The sequence below is a fragment of the Rhodospirillaceae bacterium genome (assembly GCA_016712715.1).
Taxonomy (GTDB): domain Bacteria; phylum Pseudomonadota; class Alphaproteobacteria; order Dongiales; family Dongiaceae; genus Dongia.
This window is the reverse complement of record JADJQM010000001.1, coordinates 1,291,142-1,316,366: the sequence shown is the minus strand read 5'-3', so window position 1 is coordinate 1,316,366 and position 25,225 is coordinate 1,291,142. Positions and strand designations below refer to the sequence as shown.

16 protein-coding genes, 3 pseudogenes and 1 riboswitch are annotated in these 25,225 nt (G+C 62.3%); of the genes and pseudogenes, 10 read left to right on the top strand and 9 right to left on the bottom strand.

Annotated elements, in window-relative coordinates; all coding sequences use genetic code 11:
* Positions 1-95: 95 nt before the first annotated feature.
* From IPK59_06460 to IPK59_06425, 8 genes and pseudogenes are all read right to left on the bottom strand, one after another.
* Positions 96-1,526, bottom strand: coding sequence for a glycerol kinase (locus IPK59_06460; protein ID MBK8158415.1), 1,431 nt, complete (start codon positions 1,524-1,526; stop codon positions 96-98).
* Between the two features lie 3 nt (positions 1,527-1,529).
* Positions 1,530-2,285 carry a hypothetical protein gene (locus IPK59_06455; protein ID MBK8158414.1) on the bottom strand — a complete coding sequence of 252 codons (756 nt, stop codon included), beginning with the start codon at positions 2,283-2,285 and terminating at the stop codon, positions 1,530-1,532.
* Positions 2,282-2,746 (bottom strand): NAD(P)/FAD-dependent oxidoreductase, encoded by a 465-nt coding sequence (locus IPK59_06450; GenBank protein MBK8158413.1) that lies wholly within the window; start codon positions 2,744-2,746, stop codon positions 2,282-2,284. The genes IPK59_06455 and IPK59_06450 overlap by 4 nt, the downstream gene beginning before the upstream one ends.
* Positions 2,743-4,066, bottom strand: a pseudogene (locus IPK59_06445) (NAD(P)/FAD-dependent oxidoreductase). Before IPK59_06445 ends, IPK59_06450 begins: the two are co-directional and overlap by 4 nt.
* A 231-nt stretch (positions 4,067-4,297) precedes the next feature.
* On the bottom strand, positions 4,298-5,689 hold the full coding sequence (locus IPK59_06440) for an aldehyde dehydrogenase family protein (protein MBK8158412.1): 1,392 nt from the start codon (positions 5,687-5,689) through the stop codon (positions 4,298-4,300).
* A 79-nt stretch (positions 5,690-5,768) separates the two neighbouring features.
* Entirely contained in the window at positions 5,769-7,142 is a 1,374-nt protein-coding gene (locus IPK59_06435; protein ID MBK8158411.1) for a glutamine synthetase, read from the bottom strand.
* A 239-nt stretch (positions 7,143-7,381) separates the two neighbouring features.
* Positions 7,382-7,493: riboswitch (glycine riboswitch) on the bottom strand.
* A gap of 108 nt (positions 7,494-7,601) precedes the next feature.
* Complete coding sequence (locus tag IPK59_06430) at positions 7,602-9,152, bottom strand: amino acid permease (GenBank protein ID MBK8158410.1); 1,551 nt, start codon at positions 9,150-9,152, stop codon at positions 7,602-7,604.
* Positions 9,153-9,490: 338 nt separating this feature from the next.
* Positions 9,491-10,387, bottom strand: a complete 897-nt coding sequence (locus IPK59_06425; GenBank protein MBK8158409.1) for a LysR family transcriptional regulator — start codon at positions 10,385-10,387, stop codon at positions 9,491-9,493.
* 110 nt (positions 10,388-10,497) lie between these two features.
* Here IPK59_06425 and IPK59_06420 point away from each other — a divergent pair, with 110 nt between their 5' ends.
* The 5 genes and pseudogenes from IPK59_06420 (at position 10,498) to IPK59_06400 (ending at position 15,183) form a co-directional block, all read left to right on the top strand.
* Entirely contained in the window at positions 10,498-11,964 is a 1,467-nt protein-coding gene (locus tag IPK59_06420) for a 4-hydroxyphenylacetate 3-hydroxylase family protein (GenBank protein ID MBK8158408.1), read from the top strand.
* Between the two features lie 4 nt (positions 11,965-11,968).
* A pseudogene (locus IPK59_06415) lies at positions 11,969-12,495 on the top strand (RidA family protein).
* 14 nt (positions 12,496-12,509) lie between these two features.
* The gene (locus IPK59_06410) at positions 12,510-13,199 is read left to right on the top strand and encodes a DUF1028 domain-containing protein (protein ID MBK8158407.1); all 690 of its coding nucleotides are present in this window, start codon (positions 12,510-12,512) and stop codon (positions 13,197-13,199) included.
* A 1,164-nt stretch (positions 13,200-14,363) separates the two neighbouring features.
* Positions 14,364-14,540, top strand: a complete 177-nt coding sequence (locus tag IPK59_06405) for a hypothetical protein (protein MBK8158406.1) — start codon at positions 14,364-14,366, stop codon at positions 14,538-14,540.
* 169 nt (positions 14,541-14,709) lie between these two features.
* Positions 14,710-15,183, top strand: coding sequence for a hypothetical protein (locus tag IPK59_06400; protein ID MBK8158405.1), 474 nt, complete (start codon positions 14,710-14,712; stop codon positions 15,181-15,183).
* Between the two features lie 67 nt (positions 15,184-15,250).
* Here the strand turns inward: IPK59_06400 and IPK59_06395 are convergent, their stop codons facing one another.
* Entirely contained in the window at positions 15,251-16,090 is an 840-nt protein-coding gene (locus IPK59_06395; GenBank protein MBK8158404.1) for a DMT family transporter, read from the bottom strand.
* 157 nt (positions 16,091-16,247) lie between these two features.
* Between IPK59_06395 and IPK59_06390 the strand changes: the two genes are divergently transcribed.
* The 5 genes and pseudogenes from IPK59_06390 (at position 16,248) to IPK59_06370 (ending at position 22,675) form a co-directional block, all read left to right on the top strand.
* Positions 16,248-18,314, top strand: coding sequence for a molybdopterin-dependent oxidoreductase (locus tag IPK59_06390; protein ID MBK8158403.1), 2,067 nt, complete (start codon positions 16,248-16,250; stop codon positions 18,312-18,314).
* A 3-nt stretch (positions 18,315-18,317) separates the two neighbouring features.
* Entirely contained in the window at positions 18,318-19,181 is an 864-nt protein-coding gene (locus IPK59_06385) for an AAA family ATPase (protein ID MBK8158402.1), read from the top strand.
* Between the two features lie 182 nt (positions 19,182-19,363).
* Positions 19,364-20,248, top strand: coding sequence for a UTP--glucose-1-phosphate uridylyltransferase GalU (galU, locus tag IPK59_06380; protein MBK8158401.1), 885 nt, complete (start codon positions 19,364-19,366; stop codon positions 20,246-20,248).
* 112 nt (positions 20,249-20,360) lie between these two features.
* A pseudogene (locus tag IPK59_06375) lies at positions 20,361-21,673 on the top strand (UDP-glucose/GDP-mannose dehydrogenase family protein).
* Positions 21,674-21,745: 72 nt separating this feature from the next.
* Positions 21,746-22,675, top strand: a complete 930-nt coding sequence (locus IPK59_06370) for a metalloregulator ArsR/SmtB family transcription factor (GenBank protein MBK8158400.1) — start codon at positions 21,746-21,748, stop codon at positions 22,673-22,675.
* Positions 22,676-25,225: the final 2,550 nt, after the last annotated feature.

The window sequence follows — 25,225 nt, the reverse complement described above, 5'->3', positions numbered from 1 at the left end:
ATCGGTGATGACAAGGGCGAAAGCGGGTCCGGAATGTGGCGAAATCGCGGTTAGTGGATTCTTCCCTCTCTGATAGGGGAGAGGTTAGTGCGAGGTCAGCGCCAGTTCCGACTACGACCAACGGCGTTGTGGAATTTCATGCGGTGCGCGTCGGCGATTTTGTTCCGTGGCGCAAGGCGCGCCCTGGGAGCGGGCGACGGCGGCAATGTGTCCAGCGTCGCGAGGCCAGCGCCGATGAGCGCCAATTGCGCGGTGCCGAGGCCGGTGAGTTCGGTGCTGGCCGGAATCACGACGTCGGGATCGAGCACATCGGCCACAAATCCGGCGAAATAGCTGTTCCTGGCGAGGCCGCCATCGATCGAGATGCGGTCGGCGACGGGAGCGAGACGTGCCATTGCCCGCAGCACCTCGTCGGTGCGAAGGGCGATGCCTTCGAGCAGCGCCTGCATCATGTCGGCCTTGTTTGTATCAAGACCGAGGCCAAGCCACATGCCGGCGGCCGAGCGGTCCCAATAGGGGCAGCCCAGGCCACTCAAGGCCGGCACAAAGACGAGATTGCGCGAGAGGGCGCTGGGCGCGCTGAAGGCATCGATCTCGGCATAGTCGGCGAAGAGACCGAGGCTGCGGGCCCAATTGACGGCGGAGGCAGCATTGTAGACGCCGCCCTCCAGCGCATAGGTCGGGGCCGCGGTGCCCAGCCGCCAGGCAATGGTCGGCAGCAGGCCGCTCGCCACATCGCGCAACGGCTGCGCACCGACGAGGCAGAGAGCGAAAGCGCCGGTGCCGAAGGTGATCTTGGCATCGCCGGCGTCACGACAGCCATGACCGAACAGGGCCGCCTGCTGATCAACGACATTGGCGGTAACCGGTGTCTTGCCGATGCTGCCGAAATTGTCGGCGGTGGCGCGGATCTCGGGCAGGCAATCGATGGGCACGCCGAAGAGGTCGCACAGCACCGGGTCCCATTGCAGCGTTTCCAGGTTCATCAGGCTGGTGCGCGAGGCCGTGGTCACGTCGGTGGCGAAGGTTCCGGCGAGGCGGTCCAGAAAGAAGCTGTCGCTGGTGCCGAAACGGAGGCGGCCCTGTTTGTGCAGCAACCGGGCTTCTTCGACATGATCCAGGAACCAGCGCAGTTTGCTGGCCGAGAAGTACGGGTCGAGCGGCAGGCCGGCCCGGGTGAGCGTAGTCTCTTCGTGCCCAGCCAGTTTCAACCGGTCGATGACGTCATTGGTGCGCGCATCCTGCCAGACAATCGCGTTGTAGATCGGCCGTTTGGAGCGCCCATCCCAGTCGATCACCGTCTCGCCCTGATTGGCGATGCCGATGGCGCGCGCCTGGCCGGCAGATCCGATGCAGGCATCGAGATGGCCGATGAGTTCTTCCGGGTCATGTTCGACCCAGCCCGGTTCCGGCAGAATTTGGCGATGCTCAAAACCATCCAGCGTTTGGAAGCGGCCATCCGTGTAAAGGCGGTGGAGCTTGGTGCCGGTCGTACCCTGGTCGATGGACAAAACGAAATCAGACATGGATCACTTGCGCGGTTGCAGATCGACGGTGAGATGGTGGATTCCGTTGAGGTCGACGGCGGGGACGCGCCAGGCAATGCGCCGCTCCGGCAGCACATTGATCGGACGGGACCAGATCTCGCGGCCATCGGCCAGAACCCGCAATGTACCCTTGGTGGCGACGCGCGCACGGGCCTTGAACAGCAAGGGATCATAGGGGCCGCGCCCGGTGAGGCGCTGGGGATAGACATAGCTCAAGGCGCCGCCGGCCTCGATGCGGATGGGGGCGGCGGCGGCGGCCAGCTTGTCCTGCAAAGCGGCATGGATCGCATGGGCCGCCGACTTGCCTTCGCGGTAGCATTGGCCGGCTGTCTCGATGCCGCGCAGCAGGTTGCCACTGGCGAAATAGCTGGCGTCGGTGCAGCGATAGAGCTGATCGATGACCGGACCGCGTGTGCCGGGATCGAGTTCGAGATGGCTCTGCGTGAGCAGGGCGCTCTCGGGGCGGAACTGGCCGGTGAAGACGATGCCGTCGCATTCGAGGGTGCGCGTGACGCCGCGCCGGTGGAAGCTGAGGCCCTCAACCTTGTCCTGACCCAGAATCCGCAGGTCGCTGCAATCGGTCATGACGGGGACGCCAAAGCCGATGCGCGCCACCCAATCGCCCGGTTGCCAGGCGGAGATTCGCGACCGTTCCTCGATCATCGCCACCGCCTTGACGCCGACATGGCCGAGGGTGAGCAGGCTGGAGAAGGCAACCAGTTCCGAGCCGATGATCACAGGTCGCTGAAAGGGAGCCTTGCCCTGGAGATAGGCAAACTGCTGCAGGGCGCCGGTGGTCGTGACACCCCAGGGACGCGTTCCGGAAATGAGGCGCGCGCTGCGCGGCGTTTCGCGCGCCCCATGGCGAGCAGGACCTTCTGCGCCTGCAATGTCTCCAGGCCGTTTGGGCCGGTCAGTTGCAATCGCCCATTGGGTTCCAGCTTCAACACGGTGTGACCGAGGCGCAGATCGATATCGCTCACCCGGTCGACCAGGCGTTTTGCGAAATCGGGGCCGGTCATCAGCTTGCCGAATTGCAGGAGGCCATAGCCGGTATGGCCGCAATGGCGCGGAATGCCGCCAGCTTGGGACTCACGGTCGATGATGACGATGTCCCGTACGCCAAGGCGTTTCAGTTCCGCCGCGGCGGAGAGTCCGGCGGGACCCGCGCCCAGGATGATCACGTCATGGGTCTTCATGGCACGATCCTGCCTTCGGCGATGGCCATCACCCGGGCGCTGCAATAGAAGCCCTGGCAACGACCCATCATCGCGCGGGTGCGGCGCTTGAGACCGCCGATATCGCCAGCGGGCAAGGTGCCGTCGAGGGCGCCCCTCAAGCTCGGTCCGGGTGACCCATTCGCAATGGCAGACGATCTCGCCACTCAACGGCGCCTGATAGGGCCTTGGTTGCTCCTCGCAGAGATTGGGGACCGGCGTCCAGATGGACTCGGCCTCGGCGAGGCGGCCGAAGCTCGCGCCATAAAGGCCTGCCACATGCTGGGCAATGCCGAGTGCCGCGGTAAGCCCGGTCGAGCGAATGCCAGCCACCGTGATCCAGCGACGGTCGGGCTGCGCGGTGATCTGGTAGTCCTTGAACTGGGTGGCGGGGCGGAGGCCGGCATAGACCGCGGTCACGTCGATATTGGCGAGGCCCGGCAACATCTCGACACCACGTGCCATCAACTGCTGGAGCGCAGCCTGGTCGACCTCGGCATGGATTCGGTCTTCCTGGTCTTCGGCCGTGGGGCCAACCAGGACATTGCCGAAAGCGGTACGGCAGATGACGATGCCCTTGGTGCGCTCGGTCGGCACAGGCAGCACGATCGCCTTGATGAGTCGTGACGCCGGCTTGTCGAAGACCAGGAATTGACCCTTGCGAGGTGTGATCTTGAAGGGCGCCGGGCGATTGATCGCCTCGATGATATCGCCCTGATTGCCGGCGGCGTTGATGACGAGATCCGCAGTCACTTCGCCTTGATTGGTTTCGAGATGCCAGATTCCGTCGAAATGACCGGTCTCGACGCGGCAATCGCGCAGCACGATGCCGCCATGGGCGATGCCCTGGTGGACATAGGCCAAGGGCGCCGACCATGGGTCGATGATATGCTCGCCCGGCACATGTACGCCGCCCGTCGCCTTGGGCGAGAGCAGGGGTTCCTGGCGGCGGAGCGCATCGCGGTCGATGCGCGTGACGTCGGTGACGTTGTTGGCATGGGCCTTGGCGACGATGCCGTCGAGCTTGGCCATTTCTTCCTCGTTCCAGGCCACCACCACGGCGCCGGATTTCACCAGCGGCAGGTTGAGCTGCTCGCGGATGCCGAGATATTCCCGGTAGCCCTGCTGCATGCAGGACAATTCGAGGGAGCCATGCGGGGCATCGAAACCGGTATGGAGGAGGGCGCTATTGGCCTTGGAGGCGCCGGAGAGGATGTCCCGGCCAGCTTCCAGCAGCACCGGCTTCAAGCCACCCATGGCAAGCCGCCGGAAGATGGCGCAACCGACCACCCCGCCGCCAATGATCACAACTTGCGTATGGTTGGTATCCGCCAAAACCCGCCATCCCCTGCTTGGGAGGGAGTGTGCCACGCCTAGGAAAAGAAATCACGCGCCAGAGTCTTGCGACATGAGAAGAACTCCTCACCCCGGCCCTCTCCCCGCAAGCGGGGCGAGGGGGGGCTCGATCGTGCTCGCTTTCAAGCCCCCCGCCCCATGAAATGGGGAGAGGGGTTGGAGTGAGGGGCTTCTAGCTCAGATCTGGGTGCGGAAGTGGAAGGATTTCGGCCGGGTCAGCATTTCGTAGCCGACACGGGACAATGTTGCGCCGCGGCCGGAATCCTTGACGCCGACCCAGGCCAGGGCCGGGTCGAGATAGTCGCAGCGATTCATGAAGACCGTGCCGGTTTCAAGCTCATTGCCGATCTTGCGTGCGGCGATTTCGTCGGAGGTCCACAAGGCCGCGGTGAGGCCGTATTTGCTGTCGTTCATCAGCTTCACGGCTTCGTCGTCGTTCTTCACCTTCATGATGCCGATGACCGGGCCGAAGCTTTCTTCCGACATCACCGACATGGAATGATCGACATTGACCAGCACCTGCGGTGCCACATAGGGCGTCCCTGCCTTGTCGGCCGGAAACAGCTTGGTGTCGATGAGGGCCTTGGCGCCTTGGCGAACCGCATCGGCCACTTGGCCGCGCACGAACTCAGCGGCCGAGGTCCGTACCATCGGCCCAAGATTGGTCGCGGTGTCGAGTGGGTTGCCGAGCTTGTACTTCTTGGTCAAATCAACAAAGCCGTCGACAAACTTGTCGTAAAGGCTCTCATGCACATAGATGCGTTCGATGGCGCAGCAGCATTGGCCGGAATTGAACATGGCACCATCGACCAGGTTTTCGACCGCATGGGCAAGGTTGGCATCGGCGCGGACGTAAGCCGGGTCCTTGCCGCCAAGTTCAAGGCCCATCCCCATGAACTTGCCGAGTGCCGCCTGCTGCACGGCATGGCCGCCGGCAACCGAGCCAGTAAAGTTCACGTACGCCACTTCCGGGGCGGCGATAACTTTTGCCGTGTCGTCATGGGTGAGAACGAGATGCTGGAACAGGCCCTTCGGCAGACCGGCGGCATCGAATGCCTGCTGGAAATCCTCGGCGCAAAGTGGGGTCTGGGCGGAGTGCTTCAGGACCACGGCATTGCCGGCCATCAGCGCCGGCACGACGCCGTTTACCGAGGTGAGATAGGGATAGTTCCACGGTGCCACGATGAAGACGACGCCGAGCGGTTCGCGGTGGAGGACACGGGTGAAGCCGGGTTTGTCGGTGAAGCTGACATCGGCCAGTGCTTCCGGGGCCAAGTTGATCATGAAGCGGGCGCGTTCCTCGAAGCCGCGCATCTCGAACGGGCTCTGCGAGATCGGCCGGCCCATCTGGCGGGTGATTTCCTCGGCGTGGCGGTCCTTGCCCTTGAGGAATTCGTCGACCGCCTTGTTCAGGATCTTCGCGCGCTCGGCGATCGAGGTATTGCGCCACTCGATTTGCGCCTTGGCGGCGTTCTTCAGAACCGCGGCGATTTCGGCCGGCGTGTTGTAGGAGCGCTCGACATAAACGGAATTGTCGATCGGCGTGATGGTCTTCTGGGTGGCGGCCATGTGTAACCTCAGGAGTTTGCTAAAACCAAAAGAAAAGCGCCCGCGCTCCGGTGAGGGAAGGCGGGCGCTCTTAGCGGGATCAGATGATTTCGAAGTAGCGCGACAATTCCCAGTCGGTGATCGCCTTGCGGAACTCGCGTTCCTCATGCTCACGGGTGCCGGCATGATGCTCAACGAAAGCATCGCCGAACAATTCGCGAGCAGCCTTCGACTTGCGCAAACGCTGGGCAGCGTCCCACAACGTCGTCGGCAGATCGAGCTTGGCCGGGTGCTTCATTTCATAGGAATTGCCGACGATGGGGGCCATCGGTTCTATTTTGTTTTCGATACCGTAGAGGCCGGAACCGATCGCGGCTGCCAGCGCAAGGTAGGGGTTACAATCGGCGGCGGCGATGCGGTATTCCACGCGCTGCGATTTCTCGGAACCCGGAATGACGCGGAGCGCGCAGGTGCGGTTCTCGACACCCCAGGTGGCGTTGGTGGGCGCCCAGAAGCCGGGGATGAGGCGTGAATAGGAATTCACGGTGGGCGAGACCATGCCGAGCACCTCGGGCATCAGGGTCTGCTGGCCACCGATGAACCAGCGCATCTTGTCGGAGATGTTGTGCGGCTTCTTCGGGTCGTGGAAGACAGCCTTGCCGTCCTTGCCTTTGAGCGAGATGTGAATGTGGCCCGACTGGCCCGGATAGGAGTTCGACCATTTCGCCATGAAGGTCGCCATCAGGCCGCGGCGCTGGGCCAGCACTTTCATGAAGGTCTTGAAGAGGGCGCCGCGATCGGCGGCTTCGAGGGCCGAGGTCACGCCGAGCGCTGCTTCGAGCACACCCGGGCCGGTCTCCGTGTGCAGGCCCTCGATCGGCATGCGCATCTTCTCGCACATGTCGAGAATGTCCTGGTAGAGCTCCGACCAGACGGAGTTGCGGATGACCGAATAGCCGAACCAGCCGGGAGTCATCGGTGTCAGGTTCTTGTAGTTCTTCTCGCGGATGCTTTCCGGCGTTTCGTCGAACATGAAGAATTCGAATTCGAGGGCCGAATAGACATCGAAGCCCATCTTGGCGGCCTTGGCGAGGACGCGGCGCAGGGTCCCGCGCGCGCAGATCTCTTCCGCTTTGTTGACGAATTCCGAGAGGAACAGGAGGCCGTTATCTTCCATCGGCAGGTCGCGGCAGGTTTCCGGGATGATGCGCGCCCAGGCGTCGGGATAAGCCGTATGCCAGCCGGTATAGTTGAGGCCGTCGATCAACTGGTCCTGGTTGTCCCAGCCCAGGATCACGTCGCAGAAACCGAAGCCGCTTTCGAGGGCCGAGAAGAACTTCGCCTTCGACATATATTTGCCGCGCAGGATGGCGTCGCCATCGAACACGCCGACCTTGATATGCGTGAGGCCGCGCTCCTCGACGATCTTCTTGGCCTGAGCGATGGTTTTGACTTGTTCCGGTTTCAACGGCATTTGTGGTTCCCCCTGTTGGATCCATGAATTGGAATTTAGGCCGCGCTGAAGCTTGCGGCAACGATGTCTTGGAAGAAGTGATGTGGCTCCCCGACGTCGGGTTGGTGCGGCCGGCGCAATGAAAGCCGGTCAGCCCCCCTCTGTCCTTGAGACCTGAGAGATTCGCCGAGGCCAGTCTACGGCCCGGTTTACTCCGTCGGTGAGGCGACGACGTCCGTCGCCCGCTTTCCAGAGATGACTTTTCCGACCTGGTCCTTTTGCCTGAGAGTTTCCGGGGGCGGTTGCTCCTTCGGCGCCGAACCGACCGCACAGAGAAATGCGGCCGTGCCAGTCTCTCCCGAGGTCGGAGGATTGTGCGCGCGGAGTGTGTGATTGCCCTGTGGAAAGGTCAAGCCGAAAAAGGAAAAGGGGCGGCAGTTTGCACCGCCGCCCCAGATGGTTTGTGGAACTGTTGTGGATTTATTCGCCGGCAGCGATCGCCGCTTCTTCGCGGGCGATATCGGCCTGGCGGGCCTTGACGTCCGCTTCGGTGAGCGGCGGGCCGGGGAACCGGCTCTTCTCAAAGGCAAACCAGATCACGATCAAGGCGACGATCGTACCGGCCAGGAAGTAGCCAACCAACTGGTAGGGCTCCTGGAAACCGACGAAGGCGAGGATCGCACCGCCGATGATGGCGATGAGAGCGATCGGCTTCGACCAGACGCCGAGATTGAACGGGCCCTTCTTTGTCCAACTCTTACCTTCGGCGAGGAGACCCGCGCCGATCGGCATGATGTAGGAGACATAGAGGAACACCGCGCAGCCCGAGGCCAGGATGATGTAGGCCTTTTCGTTGTTGCCGGCGAGCAGGCCGAGCAGGAAGCACAGCCCGGCGCCGACCCAGATCGCAGCACCCGGCGTGCGGTGTTTCGCACTCACCTTGCGCAGCATCTTGGAGCAACCCGGAATGCCGCCATCACGCGCGAACGCATAGATCATGCGCGAGAGCGAGGTCATGCCGGCCAAGGCACACAAGAAGTTGGCAACGACGATGCCGACGCCCAAGAAGCTCTTCAGCCAGGACGGGATCGAGGTCGAATCCAGCGTCCAATAGAACACTGACCAACCCTGCTTGGCACCTTCGGTCGTGTCCGGCATAGCGAGCAGGACGGACACAACAAGCAGCCAACCGAACACGGCCGACCAGAACACCGAGGTCAGCATACCGCGCGGGACGGCGCGCTGGGCATCCCGGGTTTCTTCCGAGGTATGGGCCGACGCGTCGAAACCGGTGATCGTGTAGCAGACATGCAGCAGGCCGAGCACGAAGGCGAAGAACAAACTGTTCGTGACTGGCCACATGTTGGCACCGGGTTCACCAGTGTTGTTGGTGAAGGTCACGATACGCGAGAAATCCATCGGCACCGAGGAGCCGAAGATGAAGCTCGCGATCAGGACGATCGAAACACCGAGGATCAGATAGCCCGAGAAGTCGGTCAGGACCCTGGTGCCCTTGATGCCGACATAATTGAGGCTCGCCTGGAGCAGTGTGATCAGGGCCACCGCAACAATCAGATGCGTGCCGGTGAAGGTGGCCGGGTCCATGCCGAAGATGCCGACCAGGACGAGGTCGCGCAGCAACAGATAGACGCCGTAGTTCACCGAGGAAACGACGAACAGCAGGCCGAGCAGGTTGAGCCAAGCCGTGGCCCAGCCCCAGCCTTTGCCGCCGAGGATCGAACCCCAATGGTAGAGGCCGCCTGCGGTCGGATAGGCGGATGCGATCTGGCCCATCGACGCTGCGACGACAAGGGCGAAGAACGAACCGACCAGCCAGCCGATACCGATCGAGCCACCGCCACCGGCGCCGAAGGCGACGCCGTAAGCGCCGATACCGCCGGCGAGGATGCAGATGATCGAGAACGAGATGGCGAAGTTCTGGAAGCCGCCCATGCGGCGGGACAGCTCTTGGGAATAACCCATGCTGTGGAGGACTTTTGAGTCCTCGTCGTGATGACTAGGAATAGACATGTAAACCCCCTCAGTTTGCGGTCTTGCGCGGCGGCACTCCCCGCCGTTGGCTCCACGCTGACCAGAACCGCATCCGGATGGATGCGGCCCCTTGCCGACTCAATCGGTCGATTTCCCGCCAATCGGATGGGCGAAAGTATGCGCGGCATAAAGGAAAGTAAAGATGGTGTTAACTTTTGCTGTCGGATCAACACGATGGGGATGCGCCTTCGCATGCGCAAAATTCGACCATTCGCACAACAAGCTGGGGCGGAGGGTAGCAGGCATACCATTAGCGGGACGTGACGGAGAGGTCGCCTACGCTGGATGGCCCGCGATCTTAACCAAGATCAGGCTTCTTACTTGGCGAAATGAATACGGCAGAGTTCTGAGAAGGCGAGTGCCCGCTTGGTTGGGCGGAGCTTCTTCAACCGCGCTAAGCTTAATCGCGTCGGGCGCAGCTTCTCCTTGATCGGCGGGAAGACGAGCTGCCGGCCATCCAGCGACCAGTCGCTCAAAGGTCGCGAATGCATGATCGAAAAGGAATCGGAATTGGCGACGAGGCCGCGCACCATCTCGAAGCTCGGCGTCTCATAGGCGACGCGCGGCTGCAGGCCGAGGCCGTAGATGATCGAAAGGAAATAGTCGCGGCTGTGCGGCAAAGCGAGGAGCACCATCGGGTAGGCTATAAGGTCGGCGATGGCGACGGCGCTCTTCTGCGCCAGCGGATGGTCCTTTGCCAGGATGCAATGCAGCGGGACCTCAGTGAGCGCATCGAACTCGATATCGTCATCGAGGCCAAGGTCGTAGGTGAGGGCAAATTCAAACTCGCCGGCGCGCAGGCCATCGAGGACACCCTGTACGTGATGCTCGTGGAGCTTCACGCTGATTTCTGGATGGTCGGCCGCGAGGGCGCCGATGAGGCGCGGCAGGACCAAAGGTGCCACGGTCTGGAAGCAGCCGATATGGAGCTCGCCCGCCACGTCCTGTCCCAGGCCCATGGCGCCGAGGCGCACATCGTCGGCGTGATCCAGCAGGCTCTTGGCGTCGGTCAGCAATTCGCGCCCGGCGGCGGTGAGGCTCAGCCCCTGGGCATGGTGGCGCACGAAGAGATCGACCCCGAAGCGGCTTTCGAGCTCGGCAATCGCTGCCGAAACAGAGGGTTGCGAGATGTTCACCCGTTGGGCGGCCAGAGTGACACTGCCGGTTTCGGCGGTGGCCACAAAATAGCGCAGCTGTTTCAGGGTAAATGGCATCAATAAATCCGATCCAATTCGACAGATAAAAATATTTTCTCATTGCTGAGCCCTCTGCGCAAGATGGAGGCGAGCGGAGTCGGGCGTGACGCCGAAATGGGGGAATGTGCATGCTGCGGTCAGGTGATCAGTATCGCGACAGTCTGAAGGACGGTCGCAACGTCTGGATCGACGGCGAGAAGGTGAAGGATGTGGCTTCGCATCCAGCCTTCAAGCCGATCGTCGATATCCGGGCCCGGATTTATGACATGGCGCATGAGGCCAAGACCAAGGAGGTCATGGCTTATCGCGACGAGAAGACCGGCGAGGAGAACTGCATCGGCTACAAGCTGCCGCACACCCAGGATGATTGGCATGCCAAGCGGCGCGCCATTGATACGGTGATGCGCGACATCAAAGGCTATGCGGTCCGCGTCGGCGACGAGACGGTGGGCGAGATGTGGTCGCTCTATGACGGGCGCGATGTCTTGAACGAGGTCGATCCGCAGTTCTCGAAGAATATCGAGCATCACATCCAGCATGTGCTGCAGTCGGACACCTTCCACGTCTCTGCCAATACCGACCCCAAGGGCGACCGGTCGAAGCGGCCGCAGGATCAGGACCCGGACATGCTGCTGCATCTGGTCAAGGAGACCGATGCCGGCATCATCGTGCGTGGCGCCAAATACGAAACGGCGGCCGCCTATGCCAACCAGGCCTTCGTGAAGCCCACCATTGCCAATTGGGGTGATGATAAGCTCAGCGATTACGCGCTGGGCTTCATCTGCGACATGGGCTCGCCTGGATTGAAGCATATCTGCCGTTCCGGCTTCACCGGCCGGGCATCGGCCGATGACTATCCGCTCTCCAACCGCGCAGATGAAGTAGACACGCTGCTGATTTTCGACGACGTGTTCGTGCCGTGGGAGAACGTGCTGTTCCATCGCCACACGCGCGCTGCCGCCTATATCCGCGGCACGCTGCATCGCTACAGTGCCTATCCCTATACGCTGCGGCTGCTCTATATTGCCGACATGATGCTGGGGGCGGCGGCGTTCAACGCCAAGCAGACCGGCCTCGATGCGCAGCCTGCGGTGCGCGAGAAGCTGGCGCTGCTGATCCAGTACCGCGAGATGATCAACGCCCATCTTACCGCGGCGATCACCATGGCGCAGCCAAGCCCGGGCGGCTTGTTGATGCCGAACCCGTCGCTGCTCTATACCGGGCGCCATGCGGCGATCAATCAACTGCCGGCGATGATGCAGCTAGCCCGCGAATTGTGCGGTGGGCAGATCTGCGTGACGCCCAGCAAGGCTACTTTCGACAATCCGGACATCAAGCCCTGGATGGACAAGTATTATACGATCAACGAGTTCTGGCAGGCGGATGACCGCCGCCGCTTGCTGGCCTTTGCCCGCGACCTCCTCAATTCAGACCGCGCCGGACATATGGTAACCTTCGAGCTGTTTGCCCAATCGCCGCCCTTTGCACACCTCAATCATATCTATATGAACTTCGACATGTCGAGCGCGCTGGAATATGTGAAGGATTGCGCCGGCCTGTCGGACCGCGTCATGGACCAGTGGAAGAAGAAGTAAGACAATGACCTATAGCCACGTACGTTTGCGCAAGTTCAACACCAAGAAGACCTATCCCGAGCAGAGTCTCGACAACGATCTTTCGATGTCGGTCAGGCTGGCAATACAATCTTCTTGCGCGGCCAGGTCGGCCAGGCGCTGGACGGGTCGATGGTCGGCGTCGGCAATGCGACCCAGCAAAGCGAGCAGGCGATGCGTAACGTCAAGCAGCTGCTGGAAGAGCAGGGCGGGAAGCTGGCCGATATCTGCAAGATCGTCGTCTACATCACCGACCCCCGTTATCGCGAGGCGGTCTACAAGGTCGTCGGCAAATGGTTGAAGGGGGTCTATCCGGTCTCGACCGGTCTGGTGGTCCAGGGGCTGGCCCGCCCGGAATGGGTCATGGAAATCGACGCCTATGCGGTGATCCCGGAAAGTCGTATGAAGAAACTGGAAGAGCCGCCCGCCTCGTTGCAGTGGAAGGACACCGCCGACAAGGCGGACCGCGCCAAAAAGACTGCAAAGAAAAGGGCGGCCCGCAAGACCAAATAGGGACGCTGCCTCGCATGACCTTTTCGCTTGTCGGCCGCTGCGCCGAGACCGGTATGTTCGGTGTCGCGATCACGACCTCGTCGATCGCGGTCGCCTCGCGCTGTCCCTGGGCGCGCGCCGGGGTGGGGGCGATCGCCACTCAGAATGTGACGGATCCCCGCCTCGGCAATCAGGGCCTTGATCTGATGGCCAAGGGCATGAGTGCCCCTGAGGCCATGAATGCGCTGATGAAAGCGGCACCCCATCCGGAGCATCGCCAGGTGACGATGATCGATGCCAAGGGGCACACGGCACATTGGTCGGGGGCAAAGACGCTCGGCACCCACAATGTGGCGCCGGGCGAGGATTGCATCGCGGCCGGCAATCTGCTGCAGAACCCCGATGTGCCCGCCGCCATGGCGCGGGCCTTTGCGCAATCAAAGGGGCGACATCTCGCGGATCGCCTGCTGTTGGGGCTCGAAGCCGGCATCGTCGCCGGCGGTGAGATGGGGCCGGTTCATTCGGCGGGGCTGCTGGTCGTCCATGAGCAGAGCTGGCCGCTGGTCGACCTCCGCATCGATTGGAGCGACGACAGCCCGATCCGGCCGCTGAAGCGGCTATGGGAGGATTTCCAGCCGCAGATGGACGCCTACATCACCCGCGCGCTCGATCCCAACGCGGCGCCTTCCTATGGCGTGCCTGGCGATATGGCGGAAGAGAAGTAGCCAACCGCCAACTCCGGTCTCGGGGTTCAGAAAACAAACCGGCTTGGGGTTGCAGCTTTTGTTGTGGCGCCCAAGGCCGTTGATGCACGCTTCTCCGCAGATATCCGCAACCTGAATGTTGCTGCGGCGTCTCAGTTAGGTGTCCCCGGCAGTCTTTGTCGGGTGACTGCTGGGGAAAAGAAGCAATGAAAGAACTAAAGAGCAATCGGTTAATTGCTGGGATCTTGATTTCCACGCTAGTGCTAGGGGCGCCGCCATCAATGCGCAAGCTCAGCAGAGCAACGATGGTGGCGCAACCGGTTCACAAAATGGCGACAAGGATACCCGTAACCCCGGAGGCGGCATCAGCGACAGGCCTGATTCCCACCCGGACGGTCCAGGGGAACTTTCGAGCGGAAAACCCGATACGCGTATGGGACCAGCGGACCCCAATACGTGTGAATTGTTCGGAATCGGCTGTGGCGGTGGCGGAGGTGGGTTTCCGGGCACTCCGTTTCCGGACAAACCAAATCCGTGCGGGTCGGATCCCTGGGCCTGCGATCCTAATGAACCACCGCATAAACCGGAAAAACCGGAGCCGGAAGAGCCCGAGCCGAAGCCGAAGCCGAAGCCGAAGCCGGAGCCGGTTCCACCGAGCATGCCGGAACCCGCTGGGCCAGAATCATTGGGGCATCCGCTGCCGCCACCGTGGCCGCATCCAGGACCTTTGCCCGCGCCGCCGACGCCTTTGCCGCCACCCCCGACGGCCACAGGTCCGACTGATTTCGTGGTGCCAGAGCCGCCAGGTGTCTATCCTGCGCCGCTTCCGATACCGCCGCAGCCCATGCCTAAGCCATTTCCTCCGGAGCCGGCAGGCCCGGCTACATTGGTTGCACCCGAGCCGCACGGTGTCTATCCCGCGCCGCTTCCGATACCGCCGCAGCCTCAGCCCATGCCTAAGCCATTTCCTTCGGAACCGGCAGGCCCGGCTACATTGGTTATACCCGAGCCGCACGGTGTCTATCCCCCGCCGCTTCCGATACCGTGATTTTGAGGCTGTTGCCTGCAGGTGGTGACGCTTGAATATCGCCGCCACACAAAGCCGATCTAACTATCATTGGGTGAGTGTCAAAGGCGCTCACCCAATTCCATTTCCGGGGGAGGGCTTTGCGAGGGAAATCTCGAGTGCTGCTGCAGCTCGTTGGCAATGGTGAACCTTGGCACGACGACAGCCCGATCCGACCCTTGAAGCGGCTGTGGGAAGACTTCCAGCCACAGATGGACGCCTATATCACCCGCGCGCTCGATCCCAACGCGGCGCCGTCCTACGGCGTGTCGGAGGATATGCCGGAAGAGAAGTAGCCGACCGGGTTCAGAACACAAACTGGCTTGGAGATGCAAATTCCTTTGCGGCTCTCATGGTCGTCGATGCACGCAATTCCGCTAATTTCTGCAACCTGACTGTCGTTGCTGCGTTTTGCATAGTTGTTGCCCAGCATTCTGCTTGGGTGACCGCTGCGGAGGCGAAGCAATGAAAGAACTAAAAAGTAATCGATTAATTGCTGGGATCTTGATTTCCACGCTTGTGCTAGGGGGCGCCGCCCTCAATGCGCAAGCCCAACAGAGTGGTGTTGGTGGCTCGACCGCCTCACAAGATGGCGCAAACGATTCCCGGAATCCCGGTGGACGCGTCAATGACAGGCCAAATTCCCGCCCGGACGGTCCAGGGGATCTTTCGAGCGGAAAACCCGATACGCGTAAGCAGCCGGCGGACCCCAACGTGTGCGAGGTGGTGGGGTTTGCTTGCGAACCTGGGTTCTCGGGCGTTCCTGCTCCCTGCTCGACGGATCCCTGGATCTGCGATCCTTCCGATCCACCGCATAAACCGATCCCGGATCCGGAAAAGCCCGAACCGAAGCCGCAATCCAAACCACAGCCCAAGCCAAAACCACCGGTCGCTAAAAATCAATTCTCGATCAAGAACGAAACTCATCCAACACATTGACGACGCGTTGAATTTGAAATGTGCGGTGGATCATCGGCCAGCTGTGACGGCTGGCCGATGATCTGCGCTAAGACGTTCCCTTGTCCTTGCTGCTGCGCAAGACATAGAGGCAGCAGGTGACGACGATGGCGGAGCCAGCCAGCATCATCGGCGTCGGCAGATCGCCCCAGACAAGGGCGCCGAGTAAGACGGCCCAGACCAGTCCAGTGTAATCCAGCGGCGCCAGCATCGAGACCTGGCCGTAACGGAATGCCTGGTTGAGGCAGAACTGGCCCGCCGTCCCGGCAACACCAACGGTCAGGAACAGCAGCGCATCATGGAAGTCAGGCGTGCGCCAGAACCAGAACATGGCGATGCCGAGGACGATCACCACCGTCATGCCGTAATAGAAGAGGATGGTATGCGTCGCCTCCGACGAGGATAGCTGGCGCGATGAGACCAGGGTGAAGGCCCAGAACACGGCGGAGACCAGGGCCGAGACGGAGCCCCATTCGATCATGTCGCCTTCCGGCCGCATGATGAGCAGGATGCCCACAAAGCCGGCGCCAACCGCAATCCAGCGGCTGAACGAGACCTTTTCGCCCAACAAGGGAATCGACAGGACCGTCATGAAAATCGGTGTCGCGAGGCCGATCGAGACGGCGTTGGGCAGCGGAATGAGCTGCAGCGCCACGTAGAAGGTCAGCATGGTAATGAGGTTGCAGATCGAGCGCCAAAGATGGCCCGGCAGGCGGCGCGTACGCAGACTGCCCAGTCCTGAAGGCGACATCCGCGCCATGGCGAGCGCGATAAAGATGCAGATCGCATAGCGCAGAAAGGCGATCTGCGTGACGTGATAGCCTTGGTCATGGGCCAGCCATTTGACCACGCCATCCATGCCGACCAGCAGCAGCGACGAGGCCAGCATGTAGGCAACAGCGAGTCGCGGCCGGTTGCGCAGCCCTTGGACAGGAGATTCGCTGGGATTGGCGGGAGGTTGAGCCACGTTGCCCGAAATGGGGTGAGGGGGTAGAGTGCGGACCGATTATGGCGGCTTCGCCGCAACATGGCTATGGCTTTGAATTATGGCGCCTTTTGATATCGTCCCGTCGGCCTGTCCGCATGATTGCCCATCGACTTGCGCGCTGGAGGTTGAGCGGATCTCGCCGACCCGGATCGGGCGTATTCATGGGGCCAAGGCCAACACCTACACTGCCGGCGTCATCTGCGCCAAGGTCGCGCGCTACGCCGAGCGGCAGCATCACCCCGACCGGCTCGATGTACCGCTGCGGCGCGTGGGGGCGAAGGGTGTCGGGCGCGCGGCGTTTGCGCCGATCACCTGGGAGCAGGCGCTGGATGAGATCGCGGAACAGTTCCAGCGCGCAGCACAGCGCCACGGGCCGGAAGCGGTTTTCCCTTACTATTATGCAGGCACGATGGGGCTGGTGCAGCGCGATGGCATCTATCGCCTGACCCACGAGATGAAATATTCGCGGCAGAAAAGCACCATCTGCGTCTCGCTGTCGGATGCTGGTTGGCAGGCGGGTGTCGGTGTGATGCGTGGTGTTGATTCGCGCGAACTGGCCGAGAGCGATCTCATCGTCGTGTGGGGTGGCAATCCGGTGGCGACCCAGGTCAATGTGATGACCCATGTCGCCCGTGCCCGAAAGGCGCGTGGGGCCAAGCTGGTGGTGGTCGATCCCTACCGTACCGGCACGGCGGAAGCTGCCGACCTGCATCTGATGCTGCGCCCCGGCACCGATGCGGCGCTGGCGATCGCGGTCATGCATGTGCTGTTTGCCGAGGGTTTCGCCGACCGGGAGTACATGGCGCGCCATGCCGATGCGCCTGAGGAACATGAGCGTCATGTGGCCAGCCGGACGCCGGAATGGGCGGCGGAGATCACCGGTGTCCCAGCGGATACCATTCGCGAATTTGCACGGCTCTATGGCCGCACTAGGAAGAGTTTCATTCGCGTGGGCTACGGCTTCTCGCGCAGCCGCAACGGTGCCGTGAGCCTGCATGCCGTTTCGTGCCTGCCGACGGTGACGGGGGCCTGGGCAGAGAGGGGCGGCGGGGCACATTATTCAAATCGCACGATCTATCACATCAACAATCAGCTGATCATGGGACTGGACCTCAAGGACAACAGTGTGCGCGAGCTCGACCAGTCGCGCCTCGGTGCAGTCCTCACCGGCGACAAGCAGGATCTGGGCGACGGGCCGCCGGTCACCGCCATGATCATCCAGAACACCAACCCGATGAATGTCTGCCCCAACACGAAACTGGTGCAGCAGGGTTTCGCGCGCGACGATCTTTTCATCGCCGTTCACGAGCAGTTCATGACGGAGACGGCAGAAATGGCCGATATCGTGCTGCCGGCGACGACCTTTCTGGAGCATGACGATATCTATCGCGCCAGCGGGCATACCCATTTGCAGGTGACACGCAAGGTGGTCGAACCTCACGCCGAGGCGCGGCCCAATCACTATGTGATCTCTGAGCTGGCGAAGCGGCTGGGCTGCCGGCACAAGGGATTCGAAATGACCGAATGGGAGATCATCGACGAGACGTTGAAGCTCTCCGGCCACACGGACGCGCAGTCGCTCTATGACGCGCGCTGGCAGGATTGTGCGCAGGATTTCGAGACGACCCATTTCCTCAACGGGTTCGGGCATCCTGGCGGCAAGTTCCGCTTCAAACCGGATTGGGCCGCAATCGGGCCGGATATCGAGGGCCTGCCGCCCTTGCCGGACTACGCCCCGCTCACCGACGCGGCGAGCGATGAACATCCGCTTCGGCTGGTGACGGCGCCGGCGCGGCAATTCCTCAATTCCACCTTCACCATGACGCCGACGTCGCGCCAGCGCGAGGAGCGACCGACCCTCCTGCTGCACCCGGATGATGCCAAGCGCTTTGGCGTCAGCGATGGCGGTGAAGTCGATGTCGGCAACAAGCAAGGTGTGATCGGCCTGCACGCGAAGTATTTCGATGGCCTGCTGCCGGGTGTCGTCGTGATCGAGAGCCTGTGGGGGAATGCCGATTTCCGCGGCGGGCTCGGCGTGAATACGCTGGTGAGCGACGTGGCCGGCAAGCCCGATGGCGGCGCGGTGTTCCACGACACCGCGGTCTGGGTCAGGCCGGCGGCATAGCAGATGGCAAAGACTGGCCCGCATATCATCGTATTGGGCAACGAAAAGGGCGGATCCGGCAAATCGACCACGGCCATGCATCTTATCGTCGCCTTGCTGGCGGCGGGCAGGAAGGTGGGGTCAATCGATCTCGACGCGCGCCAGGGTTCGCTCACACGCTATATCGAGAATCGGCGCAGATCGGCGGAAGGCATGCTGACGCCCTTGCCGATGCCAGAGCATATCCCGATCAACCAGAGCAAGGCCGACAGCCGCGACGTCGCAACGCGCGAGGATGAGGCCAACCTAGCCGAGGCGCTGCAGCGCTTGTCCGACAATGACTTCATCGTCATCGACACGCCAGGCAGCGACAGCGCCCTGTCGCGCGCCGCGCATATTCGGGCAGATACCCTGATCTCGCCATTGAATGACAGTTTCCTCGATCTTGACCTCTTTGGACGGATCGAAGATGAGGGTGCCACCATCCGGCGCCCGAGCGTCTATGCCGAGACCGTCTGGGAACAACGGAAACGCCGCGCCATGGCCGGTGGCAGGCCGATTGATTGGGTGGTGATGCGCAACCGCCTCTCCAGCCTGGATGCCCGCAACAAGCGCGACATCGGCAAGCTGCTGGAACAACTCTCCAAGCGCATCGGCTTCCGACTTGCGCCCGGTTTTACCGAGCGAGTCATTTTTCGCGAATTGTTTCCCCGCGGCCTGACCCTGCTTGATCTTTCGCGCAAGGATGCCGGGGTGCAATGGCGCATGTCCCATGTCGCCGCGCGCCAGGAAGTGCGCGAACTCCTGGATGCGCTCAATTTGCTGCCGCCCGAGCCGGGAATCGGGCAGGGAGAAGATTCAGCGCCGGTCCAGCAATCGGCCGAGTGACCGGGAAGCGTTGTTCCAGCACAGTTTTTGTCCAAGTCACACCGCTGGTGGCACAAATCGTCATTATTTGTGTTGGTGCCATGACGTTTGCGAGATTTTGACCACCACATCACGAGCGGTGCTTGAAGTCCCTCACAGCCCCATGGCAAAAATGCTGCGATGCATCAATGAAGGAAATCGGCATGATCAAACCGCTCAAGAAAGCCATCTTCCCCGTCGGCGGCCTCGGCACACGCTTCCTGCCGGCGACGAAGTCCATGCCGAAGGAAATGCTCACCGTTGTCGACAAGCCGCTCATCCAATACGCCGTCGAGGAAGCCTATGCCGCCGGGATCGAGGAGATCATCTTCGTCACCGGTCGCGGCAAATCGGCCCTTGAGGATCATTTCGACCATTCCTATGAACTCGAGGATACGCTGACCCGCCGCGGCAAGAAGGCCGAACTCGACTTGCTTAAGGCGATGCTGCCGGTACCCGGCAACATCGCCTATGTCCGTCAGCAGGAGCCGCAGGGCCTGGGCCATGCCGTCTGGTGTGCACGGCACCTCATCGGTGACGAGGCCGTGGCCGTTTTGCTGGCCGACGATCTGGTTCATAGCGACGTGGCTTGTCTCAAGCAGATGGCGGATACCTATCGCCAGGTCGGCGGCAACATCATCGCTGTCATGGAAGTGCCTCATGAGCATACCAGCCGTTATGGCATCCTGAAGCCCGGCGCCGACAAGGGCAAACTGGTCGAAGTCACCGGTCTGGTCGAAAAGCCCAGTCCGGACAAGGCGCCCTCCGATCTCGCAGTGATCGGCCGCTACATCCTGCAGCCCGAGATCTTCCAGCATCTGGCGGCCCAGGAGCCAGGCGCAGGCGGCGAGATCCAGTTGACGGATTCCATGGCCCGCATGATCGGCGAGGTGCCGTTTCACGGCTTTCGTTTCGAGGGAAAGCGCTATGATTGCGGCGACAAGGCTGGGTTCATTGAAGCCAATGTTGCGCTGGGCGTTGCTCATCCGATCCTTGGAAAATCGGTCAGGCAGGCTGTCGCCGATATCGCGCATTCACTGAAGCTCTGATCGTCCGGGCCGAACGACATCCTTGGTATCCCCGGGCCCATCTGGTGGAAGTGTGGGGCCGGGGATGCGGTTATGCGGTATATTCAGAACATCATCCACTCCGGAGTAGTTCATGCGAATCGCAATGATCGGCGTCGGCTATGTCGGCCTCGTTTCCGGCGCCTGCTTCTCCGAGTTCGGACACGACGTCATCTGTGTCGATTCCAACAAGGGGCGCATCGCCGCCTTGGAGCGCGGCGAAATCCCCATCTTCGAACCGGGTCTGGACGATCTGGTTGCCCGCAACCTGCAGGCCAACCGACTCCACTTCACCCATGACCTGAAGACGGCGGTTACCGGCGCCGAGGCCATCTTCATCGCCGTTGGGACGCCCAGCCGACGCGGCGACGGCCATGCCGATCTTCCTTCGTCTATCAGGCGGCCCGTGATATCGCGGCCGAACTCAGCAACTATGCCGTCATCGTCACAAAGTCGACGGTGCCCGTCGGTACCGGGCGCGAGGTCGAGCGCATCATTCGCGCAGCACGGCCGGACGCGGTGTTTGATGTCGCATCCAACCCTGAGTTCCTGCGCGAAGGTGCCGCCATTAACGACTTCATGCGGCCCGACCGGGTCGTCATCGGTACGCAGAGCGAGCGGGCGCGCAGCGTGCTCCGGCGCATCTACCGACCGCTCAATCTCATCGAAACGCCAATCCTGTTCGCCGATCTGGAAACGGCGGAGCTCATCAAATACGCGGCCAATGCCTTCCTGGCCATGAAGATCTCCTATATCAACCAGATCGCGGATCTGTGCGAAAAGGTTGGTGCGGATGTCCATGACGTGGCGCGTGGCATCGGCCTCGACGGTCGTATCGGGGCGAAGTTCCTGCACCCTGGCCCAGGCTATGGCGGCTCCTGTTTCCCCAAGGATACGCTGGCGCTCATGCACACGGCACAGGAAGCCGGGGCGCCGCTTACGCTCGTGGAAGCGACCGTCGCCTTCAACGACAAGCGCAAGGAACAGATGGCAGAGCGGGTTCTTGCCGCGTTGGGCGGTAGCGGCAAGGGCAAGCGAGTCGCCGTGCTTGGCCTCACCTTCAAGCCCAATACCGATGACATGCGCGATTCACCCAGCCTCACCATTCTGCCACGCCTGCGGGCGGCCGGCGCCGAGATCCTGGCGCATGATCCAGCCGGCATGGCGGAAGCGCGCAAGCTGATGCCTGACATTACCTATTGCGAGGATGCCTACCAGACCCTGGACGGCGCGGATGCGATGGTCCTGCTGACGGAATGGAACGCCTACCGCGCCATGGATCTTGGCCGCATGCATGGTCTGATGCGGCAACCTTTGGTCATCGATCTGCGCAATGTTTATGGCTCGCGCGAAATGCGCAAAGCGGGCTTCGAGTACCGCAGCATCGGGCGGCCAAAGCGCGACTAGGCGCGCGATATCCCTCTTGCTAAGCATAAGGGTATAAAAATATCATTATCCCCAGACTGAATTGGGGATTTGATGGACGAGATTCTGAAAGGGCTGCGCGCGTCAGCTGAAGCGACAAGGCTGCGCATCCTGGGTCTTTGTGCCCATGCCGAACTCACGGTGAGCGACCTGGTCGAGATTCTCGGCCAGTCTCAGCCGCGTATTTCACGCCATCTGAAGCTGCTGGTCGAAGCCGGGGTCCTGGTGCGGAACCAGGAAGGCCCCTGGGCCTGGTACCGGCTGCCGGAAGAAGGCGTCGGCGGTGAACTTGCCCGGATGATCGTGGATCTGCTGCCATCCGACGACCGCCAGCACGCCCAGGATCTCAAGCGCCTGCAGGCGATTTCCGAGGGCTGGACCACGCGCGTTGCCGACTTCTTCCGCCAGCATGCCGGTGACTGGGAGCAGATCCGCTCGCTCCATGCCGATCAAGCGGCCGTCGATGCCGCCATCCTCGCAGCCCTCCCGCCAGCGCCGATTGAGAGTCTGCTCGATATCGGCACGGGTGCCGGCCATGTCCTGCTGCTGGTGGGCAAGCACGCGCAATCGGCGATCGGCGTCGATCGATCGCGCGAGATGCTCAATGTGGCGCGCTCCAACCTGTTCCGCGCCGGGCTGCGCAATTGCCAGGTACGCCAGGCCGACATGATGGCATTGCCGTTCGAGGACGCCTGCTTCTCGGCCGTTACCCTCAACATGGTCCTGCATTTTGCGGAACGGCCTGATGCCGCCATCGTGGAAGCTGCACGGATGCTGCAGCCGGGCGGTCGCTTGGTGATCGTTGACTTCGTCACGCACCAGCTTGAGCAGTTGCGCGAGGAACAGGCGCACCGCTGGCTTGGCTTCGATGATGCGCAGATCGCGATCTGGTGTCGCGCCGCCGGTTTGGGGGCACCATCGGTCAAACACCTTCCCGGCGGTACTCTGACAGTTGCCTTGTGGGTGGCCGAGCGACCGGTCTGACCTATTCGAAGCCGTAGCGCGCCATAACTTCGGTGCGCAGGCGCGGAATGAGATCGGATCGCTGGTGAGATGCGTTTCCTCGAATCGAGGATGGCGAGGAACAGGCGGCCGCGCAGTTTGTTCGTGTCCAGCGCGTTCCGTGCATGCGGGCCGATCGCCGAGGCGATCACGTCGACGCAACGCTCGGCGGCATTCAATCGGCCCCACAGGAAATCATGTTCGCGCCAGGCGCGGTTGAAGAAGGCGCCAAAGCTCATCAGCGAGGTGCCGCGCAAAGTGACGCCGCCGGACAGGCCGCGCGCATCGTCGGGGCTGATGCGATCGACCAGCACTTCATTGATCTCGTCCATATCGGTCCATTGCAGGATCGGGAAGGTGATAAGGTCGAAAAAGGCGAAACCGACATAGGCCTTGGCGACAGCCCGTCTTGCGATCGGCGGCAGGAAAGCAAAGCCCATGACCGAAATGATCTCATCGAGCGTATGGTCGATGGGAATCAACCCCAGCGCTTCTTCCATCGCGCTGAGGTCGTCGTTGTCGAGATCCCGACCGTTCAGTGCGGCCTGCGCCAGGCGTCGCGCGGTGGCGGCTATGGACGGGCTGTACTGCTTTGGGTCCCAGCGCGGCGCAGCGCGCTCGATCGCCTCATAGAGAGCGCCCTTGAGGTCGTCGATTGCGGCCGAGCCGACATCGACACCCAACTCGCCCGCCGTGCGATAGAGTTCATTGAGCCGGCGAATGACGAACCGGATGCGGCGCAGTCGGAACTCGACATCGAATCCACGCAGGAAGCGGATGGTGCGGGCCGGTGGTTCCGGATCCGTCGCAAGCCAGTTGTCGAAGGCGGCGCTGATCCGGGCGCGGTCAGCGGTGAAGGTGGCGTCGGTCGCGAGTGCTGCAATCAGGTCCGAAAGCCGGTCGCAGACCGCACGCAGCTTGAGCTTCTGATAGCTGAGATAGGCATATCCAGCACCGCGATGCGCCGCTTCGTTGGCCTCGGAACGATAGCGGCCGACCTCGGCGATCGTCGGTGGATTGTCGGGGTCGGTGCGCACGATATCGTCGACCAGCCGCTCGACTTCTGGATCGGCGGCGGCGAGGATCTCGGCCATGCGGCGGGCGCGGCCGTTCCAGGCCTCGATGCCGAGCAGATCGTCGGCGATGGGTTCGTTGCGCGGGATAACGGCGAGCGAAGCCAAAATGGTACGGAAAAAGCCCGGCGCACCACGGCCACCGCGCTGCTGCCCGTCGTGGCGCGGATTGGGATCGACATAGATGATGCGGCGCACCACTTCGCGGCTCGCTGGCCGGTCGCCCAGGGCCTGGATCACCGGCGAGAATGGCTTGTTCATGACGACGCTGCCGTCGATGAAATAGCGGTTGGCTGCCGCTTCATCGAGATCGCCTTCGACGCCGAGCTTGCCCGCGAGCAGGGCCGTGCGCGCCGGCCAATGGCGCCCGCGCTCGGCAAGGATGTTGTCCATCTCGGCGACCGTCGCCGGCATGAAGGCGCCGGGAAAGGACGCGGTCGCCCGCGAGGCAAAGACCAGCGAGGGCACGTGGCCCGGACCGAATTCGCTCTGCAGCTCTCCGGACAGCGCGCGCCGGCAGCTGAAGGCGAGGATCCGGCGATGTTCGGTCTCCTCGACCACCGGCGGATCATGGAGTGTGATGCGATGGCGATGGCCGCGATAATCGGTCACGGTTACGAAGAGATCGAGCCGGTGCCCAGGCGGCAACAGGCTCGCTCCCGGCTTGGCCGGCGCGTCCATCTGGTCGCAGGCATCGAGCATCCAGCCGGAAAAGCGCGGGCCGGAGAAGGGCGGGGTGAACCAGCGCGCCTGTACGAAGCGGCGCACCTTGGCGCGGGTCTCCGGGTCGGCGACCTGCGGCCCGAATTTGCGCACCAGCAGATTGTCGAGGATCGGCGCCAAGGGCGCCTTCAGAGCGCGGCTCCACCAGCTGGCCGGGGCCGAGAGCTGTGTCACATCGGCATTCTGCAGCCAAAGCTCACGATGTGATTCCAAAGGTAAATCATGGGCGAGGGCGCGGGCCAGCATGACGCCATTGATGCCGCCGGCGGAGGCCCCTGAAATGAGGTCGATGACGATCCGCAGGTCGATTTCCGGCGCCAGCGATTTGAGAAGATCGAGATAGACCGCCGTGCTGTCGCCAACCTCGGCCTTGGCAGCGTCCTCGGCATGGAGCAGCTTCGAGGCGCGGATCAGGTTGAGGATTTCCCGGGTGACGCCATGGATATAGACGGCGAGGGAAACGCCGCCATAAAGCACCACGGCCAGCCTGACCTCGATCTGCTTCATGATCCCCCGGATTTCCTGATGCGGAGTGGTTCGACTCGGTTCATCTGCGTCCCCTTGCGGGCAGCATATCGCAAGCTTTCCGGCCCAACCATCCCTTGGTCCAGCAGGGGTTTACCGTCGCTTGGGACGTGACCGGGCTATTTCCAGGCCCTGCGGCCTGCAATCTCGGCATGCGCCCCCGGCCAATTGACCGCGCATCTTCGGGCCGCGGAGTTGCTATTCTTGCCCA